Origin of the sequence: Daejeonella sp., assembly GCF_044232565.1 — a bacterium.
GTDB lineage: Bacteria > Bacteroidota > Bacteroidia > Sphingobacteriales > Sphingobacteriaceae > Daejeonella.
This window is the reverse complement of sequence record NZ_JBIILQ010000151.1, coordinates 1-6,840: the sequence shown is the minus strand read 5'-3', so window position 1 is coordinate 6,840 and position 6,840 is coordinate 1. Positions and strand designations below refer to the sequence as shown.

The 6,840-nt window shown below is 35.7% G+C and carries 6 protein-coding genes; 4 read left to right on the top strand and 2 right to left on the bottom strand.

All coding sequences use genetic code 11. The annotated features are described in order from the left end of the window. From ACILQF_RS08970 to ACILQF_RS08960, 3 genes are all read left to right on the top strand, one after another. Positions 1–740: hypothetical protein (locus tag ACILQF_RS08970; RefSeq protein WP_395627080.1), on the top strand; the 740-nt coding region annotated here is incomplete at its 5' end. Between the two features lie 55 nt (positions 741–795). Further along, positions 796–1,569: an enoyl-CoA hydratase/isomerase family protein gene (locus ACILQF_RS08965; RefSeq protein ID WP_395627079.1), complete on the top strand. Its 774-nt coding sequence runs from the start codon at positions 796–798 to the stop codon at positions 1,567–1,569. Between the two features lie 28 nt (positions 1,570–1,597). After that, complete coding sequence (locus ACILQF_RS08960) at positions 1,598–2,653, top strand: metallophosphoesterase (RefSeq protein ID WP_395627078.1); 1,056 nt, start codon at positions 1,598–1,600, stop codon at positions 2,651–2,653. Here the strand turns inward: ACILQF_RS08960 and ACILQF_RS08955 are convergent. Further along, the gene (locus ACILQF_RS08955; RefSeq protein ID WP_395627077.1) at positions 2,650–3,555 is read right to left on the bottom strand and encodes a diacylglycerol/lipid kinase family protein; all 906 of its coding nucleotides are present in this window, start codon (positions 3,553–3,555) and stop codon (positions 2,650–2,652) included. The genes ACILQF_RS08960 and ACILQF_RS08955 overlap by 4 nt on opposite strands. A gap of 4 nt (positions 3,556–3,559) precedes the next feature. Continuing rightward, complete coding sequence (locus ACILQF_RS08950) at positions 3,560–3,895, bottom strand: MerR family transcriptional regulator (protein WP_395627076.1); 336 nt, start codon at positions 3,893–3,895, stop codon at positions 3,560–3,562. A gap of 209 nt (positions 3,896–4,104) precedes the next feature. On the opposite strand from ACILQF_RS08950, the gene alaS reads away from it, so the two are divergent. After that, entirely contained in the window at positions 4,105–6,741 is a 2,637-nt protein-coding gene (alaS, locus tag ACILQF_RS08945; RefSeq protein ID WP_395627075.1) for an alanine--tRNA ligase, read from the top strand. Positions 6,742–6,840: the final 99 nt, after the last annotated feature.

The window sequence follows — 6,840 nt, the reverse complement described above, 5'->3', positions numbered from 1 at the left end:
ATCAGTTTTTAGGCATATTCTTAAATTGGCTAATCAACTCCACAAATGGTATTTTATATAAAATTGAAAAATTACCTTTTTCAGCCATAGACGGATTATGGATTAATAATTTTGAGTTATTCTTAATTACTTTCCTTCTAATTCTTTTTATTTTCTGGCATTCCTTTCAAAAGAAAAGTGTTGTTTGGTTGGGATTATTGACAGTTTTTGTATTGGCAATGAGCTTTTCAATTAAATCTATTAGAAATTTTACAAGGCATGAGCTAATTTTTTATAGCCTCCGAAAAAACACAGCTATCGCCTACATATATCAAGGTCAAAGTGTTGTTGTTAGTGATATTGATTCGCTTGATAAACTCTTGAATTATTCCATTAAACCATCAATTTCAAGTAGGGGTATTGACGAAATACACTTTAAGCGTATGGGAGAACAATTTACAAATAATGAGTATTGGGCAGGGTCTCAATTTATGCAATTCGGCAATTTTAAAGTACTGAGGTGGAAAAACGAGTTTAATAATTTGGTTGTAGCCAATAAAATAGAAGTTGATGTCGTTCTAATACAAAATCTTAAAGTTCTTAATCTCCAGAACTTAAAGAATCAGGTAAATTTTAAAACATTGATAATTGAATCAAATATTCCCGACTATAAATCAAAGAAATGGCTAGCTGAAGCGAGGAAATTAGATGTAAATTGTCTTACCTTAAAGAAAAACCCTGCATATATAGTTAAACTTTAAAATTTCGGTTACTTTTGATTCCCTGAATCTAAAATAAATAGAGAAAACCCCAGCTATGGATTTAATAACTTTTAGTAAATCAGAAAGGATTGCCTACATTACCATTAATCGTCCAGATAAGCGTAATGCATTAAGTTTGGAACTTGTTAAATTGCTTGCAAATGCCTTTAAAGAAGCCATTAATGATGCAAATGTAAAAGTAATTGTACTGAAAGCGAATGGGGAGGTGTTTAGTGCTGGTGCAGATCTTGAATACCTGCAGCAACTTCAACAAAATACGGATGTTGAGAATTTTACCGATACCTATACGCTTAAAGAGCTTTTCCTGACTATTTATCGGTCTCCGAAGCTTGTTATTGCTCAGGTTGAAGGCCATGCAATTGCTGGTGGTTGTGGATTGACGTCTGTTTGTGATGTGGTATTTGCAGTTCCCGAAGCCAAATTCGGATATACAGAAGTTAAAATTGGTTTTGTTCCTGCTCTTGTTTCTTGCTTTTTAATAAGAAAACTAGGTGAGGGGAGGGTAAAAGAATTACTGTTAAGTGGCGAGCTTATCGATGCTAAAACAGCTTCAAGTTATGGTTTGGTTAATTTTATCATTGAAAAGGACGGTATTGCTTCTGCGGTGGAGTCATATGCTAAAAAAATAGTTGAGGGTGCATCATCAAATTCAATCACCGTTACTAAACAACTTTTGACATCAATTCAGGATCTTTCACTTGAGGAGGGACTCAATCTTGCTATTGGTTTAAATGTGCAAACAAGATCATCCGCCGATTGTAAAAAGGGTATAGCCGCATTTTTAAGTAAAACTAAATTAGATTGGTAAGTATTTTATTTTTTAAAAATGATTATACATGCAATCAAAAGAAAATGATATTAATTCATTTGATGTTTTTTTAATCGGGGATACTGGAAATGTCCATCGGCATGGACCCGATCCCGTTCTAGAAACATTGGCTTCCCATTTCAGGAAGGAACAAGATTCTGCCGTAATATTTTTGGGGGATAATATTTACCCTCGCGGATTGCCTCCGATAGGTAATATCCTAAGGAAAGATGCTGAAAATGGCTTAATTGCCCATAAAAATGCCTTGAGAGAGTACCAGGGTAAGGTATTATTCATTTCAGGAAATCACGATTGGAATAAAGGACGTCCGGATGGTTATGATTATGTAATCCGACAAGAGAAATATTTAGAGGAGCTTTTTTTAGAGAAGGTCATGTTCCCCGAAAAAGGCTGTCCAGGCCCAACCGAAATCAATATTAATTCAAAACTAACCATCATTTTGATTAATACGCAATGGTGGCTTCAGCCAGGTTTCAGGCCAATTGGTGAGGATTGCGGATGTGGAGTTGAAACTGAAGAGGAGTTTTTTAAACAGCTGACTACCATTATAGAGAATAATTATGGAAAGAGAATTCTTATTGCTGGTCATGCACCAGTTTATAGTTACGCGATTCATGGTGGACGCTATAAGTTGAAGCATCATCTTTTTCCATTTACCATTTACCATAAGAAGGCTTATGTTCCACTTCCATTAATTGGTTCCTTATTACCTATTTATCGTAAATATTTTGGCGCAAAAGAAGATATCGCACATCCAAGATATAGACGTCTTAGGAAGCGTTTAATAGATATTTTTAAGAGTCACCCGGGGCTTATCTATGCTGCTGGGCATGAGCATAATCTGCAACATATCTCCAAAGATGGTAATCATTACTTGGTAAGTGGGGCGGGATCAAAACTTAAATATGTACTTAGAGAAGGTAAAAACCTAAAATTTGGAATTAAAGAGAAGGGTTTTTTTAAACTTCGATTGGAGGCTGATGGTAGTATTAATATTTCGACATGGGTAATTGATCACCATTCAAAAATGGGTAAAATGGTTTATGAATGTGCGCTTCATTAATATTTGGGAACTATCACTTTTATGACTTTCTCAAGGCTCTCTAATCGTATTTCTTTGACCTTTCCAATAACTTCCCCATCAATTTGAAGGGTTGTTTTTTTATTGCTAAAAACTACAGCCTTTTTGCAGCTAAAAATCTCAACATAATCAGAGGTATGCAATTGATTCGTAAACATTTTCCAAACGATAGAAAATAATTTAATTTTCGGGAAGGGTTTTACAAGTACAAGCTCAAATTTTCCATCATCTAGTTTTCCTTCGGGATTTATTACCGCACCTGTGCCATATTTGGAGGCGTTGGCAAAGGTGATGGATACTCCTTTTCGACGTATTTTTTTTCCATCGTATACAATATGGAAAATATAATTTTTGAGAAAAAACATTTCCCCGAAAAGGTGCTTAGCATAGGTTAAAAGCCCCCTTTTAAGATCCTTCTCAAATCGATTTACCACTCTTGCATTTAGCCCAATATCAGCAAGATGTAAACAATAACGGTCGTTTATTTTAATTAAATCAATCTTTTTTATCGATCCTGTTAATAAAATTTCAATTGATTCTTCAATTTCTACTGGGATTTCTAAATCTTTTGCCATTCCATTTGCAGATCCAAAGGGAATAATAGCGAGGGGAATTGGGCTTCCTGAAAGAAGGCTGGCTATTAAACTTATGGTGCCATCACCTCCGGCGACAGCCACAATACTAGGTTTATATTGATTTATTTCCTTTAGAATTAAATTCGTTAAAAATGAATCTAGAAAGTGGATGGTATATTCAAAAGGATGAGACTTCGACTTTTGATCAATAAGCTTAATTAAATCATTTAAATTTCTGTTGCCTGACCTTCGATTCAAGATAAAAAAGATCTTCAACCTACCATTTACTGGTTCTTCAAGCTGTTTCATGAATTCAGAGCTTTTCTTTAACCTCCAGGAGGAATTGTTTCAGTCGTTCTAGTGAGTCAATTACTTTTTGATTTTCTTTTACCTCGCTTTTATTACTGCGAAGATGATCTTTGGCGCCCTGTAGGGTAAATCCTTTGTCTTTTACAAGGCTAAAAATGATTTTTAGGTTTTCTACATCCTCCGGACTAAAAAGGCGGTTGCCTTTTTTATTCTTCTTGGGTTGGAGAATCTCAAACTCACGTTCATAATAACGTATTTGTGACGCATTTACATCAAATAGTTGGGTTACTTCACCCATCGTATAATATAATTTCTCTATTTCTCGATCTTTGTACGGCATGCCTTAATTTCTAGTGTAAAAATAATAAATTTGAACATTAATAAGCAGATTACAGAAATAAGCCTTACAATTATTTATTTCTAGCAAATATTAAGCCTATTTACTCTCCATTTTTTTTTATTTAAATCAGATAAATAAGCTAAATAATATTACATTCTCCGCATACAATTCCGCTTCTATATTTATATTTGCAAATTAGCAAATCAAGCATGACTACCAAAGAGATTAGACAGAGTTTTTTAGACTTTTTTGCCGCAAAAGGCCATCAAATTGTCCCATCAGCACCAATTGTGGTTAAAGACGATCCTACATTGATGTTCACTAATGCGGGTATGAATCAGTTTAAAGATCTTTTTCTAGGTGAAGCGGCAATTAAACATTTGCGAGTTGCAGATACTCAACGCTGTTTACGGGTTTCTGGAAAGCACAATGATTTAGAAGAGGTGGGTATTGATACCTATCATCATACTATGTTCGAAATGCTTGGAAACTGGAGTTTTGGCGATTATTTTAAAAAGGAGGCCATCGCCTGGAGCTGGGAACTTCTTACCGAAGTATATAAAATCCCTAAAGATAAGCTCTATGTTAGCGTTTTTGAAGGGGATGAAAAAGATGGACTGCCTAAAGATCAAGAAGCCTTTGACATTTGGAAACAATATATTTCTGAAGATCGTATTCTTTTGGGGAACAAAAAGGACAATTTCTGGGAAATGGGCGAAACTGGTCCCTGCGGACCATGCTCCGAGATTCATGTTGACATGCGTACTAATGCTGAACGCAAAAAGGTAGATGGCAGTACACTTGTAAACCAGGATGACCCTCAGGTAATTGAGATTTGGAATAATGTATTCATGCAGTATAACCGATTGAAAAATGGGTCTCTCGAGAAGCTTCCCAATCAGCATGTTGATACCGGTATGGGCCTTGAGCGTTTAGTAAGAGTGATTCAGAATAAAACCTCAAATTATGATTCTGATGTATTTCAGCCACTGATTCAATTTATTTCTGAGCAATCTCGGATCCCTTACAACGGTAATTCAAATCCTGGAGAAGAGGGTTGGGGCTCTGCTGTAGCTATGCGTGTAATGTCTGACCATATTCGTGCTATTTGTTTTTGTATTGCCGATGGAACACTTCCATCTAATAATAAGGCTGGGTATGTGGTTAGGAGAATCTTAAGAAGAGCCGTACGATATGCCTATACTTTTCTTGATCTAAAAGAACCTTTCCTGAATAAATTGGTACCTATTTTAGCGGATCAGTTTGATGGCGTTTTTCCTGAACTTAAAAAACAACAAGATTTTGTTCAAAAAGTTGTGCTTGAGGAAGAGGTTTCGTTTTTAAGAACCTTAGCAACAGGTATTCAGCGTTTTGAGCGTTTTGAAACCAATGATAAAACGATTAAAGGAGATTTTGCTTTTGAGCTTTATGATACTTTTGGTTTCCCAATCGATCTTACCGAATTAATGGCTCGAGAAAAAGGCTGGACTATTGATATGGAAGGTTTTGAAGCAGAACTTCAGCAGCAAAAACAACGTTCACGCGCTGCTACCGCTATTGATACGGGCGATTGGGTGATTGCAAATGAAGGTGATGAGGTTGAGTTTCTTGGTTATGATCAACTTGAAAGTGAATGTAAAATTCTAAAATATCGTAAAGTTACTGCTAAAGGTAAAGAACAGTTTCAAGTAGTGTTAAATCGTACTCCTTTTTATGCAGAGAGTGGCGGACAAGCAGGAGATACCGGGAAGATTGAGGATTTAACCGGATTGTTTGAATACGAAGTAAAGGATACTAAAAAGGAAAACGGACTAATTATTCATTATTTGGATCTGATTCCGGAGGAGCCAAAAAATGCTTTTAGAGCGCTTGTTGACCCATTAAAGAGAATGGCAACTGAAAATAATCACTCAGCCACACATTTACTTCATGCTGCTTTAAAACAAGTTTTAGGCGCTCATGTGAACCAGAAAGGCTCGCTGGTAAATGATGAATACCTGCGTTTCGATTTCTCGCATTTTTCTAAGGTGTCAGATCAAGAAATAGCTGAAGTTGAGCGCATTGTAAACCAAAAAATCCGTGAAAATATTTCTTTGAAAGAGGAAAGAAATATTCCTTATCAAGTGGCTTTAAGTTCAGGCGTTACCGCACTTTTTGGTGAAAAGTATGGTGATTTTGTTCGTGTAATTACCTTTGATGATTCCTTTTCAAAAGAATTATGTGGTGGAACTCATGCGAAAGCAACTGGTCAACTTGGTTTTTTTAAAATTATATCTGAAAGTGCAGTTGCAGCGGGTGTACGAAGAATTGAAGCAATAACTGCAAATGCCGCTGAACAATTTATTAATGGGCAAAATGAACAGATCAAAGGCCTTAAAGATCTATTGAAAAACCCAGCTGATCTGTTTAAGTCCGTTGAAAGTTTAATCGAAGAAAACAGCCGCCTAAAAAAAGAAATTGAAAAAAATATACTAGAACGTTCTGCGGGACTTAAACATGAACTTATCAAGGAAGTGGTTTCGATAAATGGTATTAATTTCTTGGCTAAGAAAGTCGATTTGCCAAATACAGATGCGGTAAAAAACTTAGCTTATGCCTTGAAAGATCTTTTAGATAATCTTTTGCTTGTGCTAGCTTGTGAAATAGATGGTAAACCAAGTCTTACGGTAATGCTTTCAGAAAACCTAGTTAAGGAAAGAGGTTTGAATGCAGGGAATATTGTTCGTGAGCTTGCTAAAGAAATTCAAGGTGGTGGAGGTGGTCAACCATTTTTTGCCACAGCAGGGGGTAAGGATAGTTCGGGACTAGATCGAGCACTGGAAAAAGCAAAATCGTTTACCGTTTAATAATTAGATTGCTCGCTTATTAGGGTCAAGAATGGAAGTTAATTATATTTTGACTATTTTCCCCTTTGTTTAACCCTAGTCTTTTTTAATAAGGAGGAT

Bases quoted from the DNA above. Each gene is read 5' to 3' on its own strand.
- ACILQF_RS08965 (WP_395627079.1), top strand. From the start codon at position 796: ATGGATTTAATAACTTTTAGTAAATCAGAAAGGATTGCCTACATTACC.
- ACILQF_RS08960 (WP_395627078.1), top strand. From the start codon at position 1,598: ATGCAATCAAAAGAAAATGATATTAATTCATTTGATGTTTTTTTAATC.
- ACILQF_RS08955 (WP_395627077.1), bottom strand. From the start codon at position 3,555: ATGAAACAGCTTGAAGAACCAGTAAATGGTAGGTTGAAGATCTTTTTT.
- ACILQF_RS08950 (WP_395627076.1), bottom strand. From the start codon at position 3,895: ATGCCGTACAAAGATCGAGAAATAGAGAAATTATATTATACGATGGGT.
- alaS (WP_395627075.1), top strand. From the start codon at position 4,105: ATGACTACCAAAGAGATTAGACAGAGTTTTTTAGACTTTTTTGCCGCA.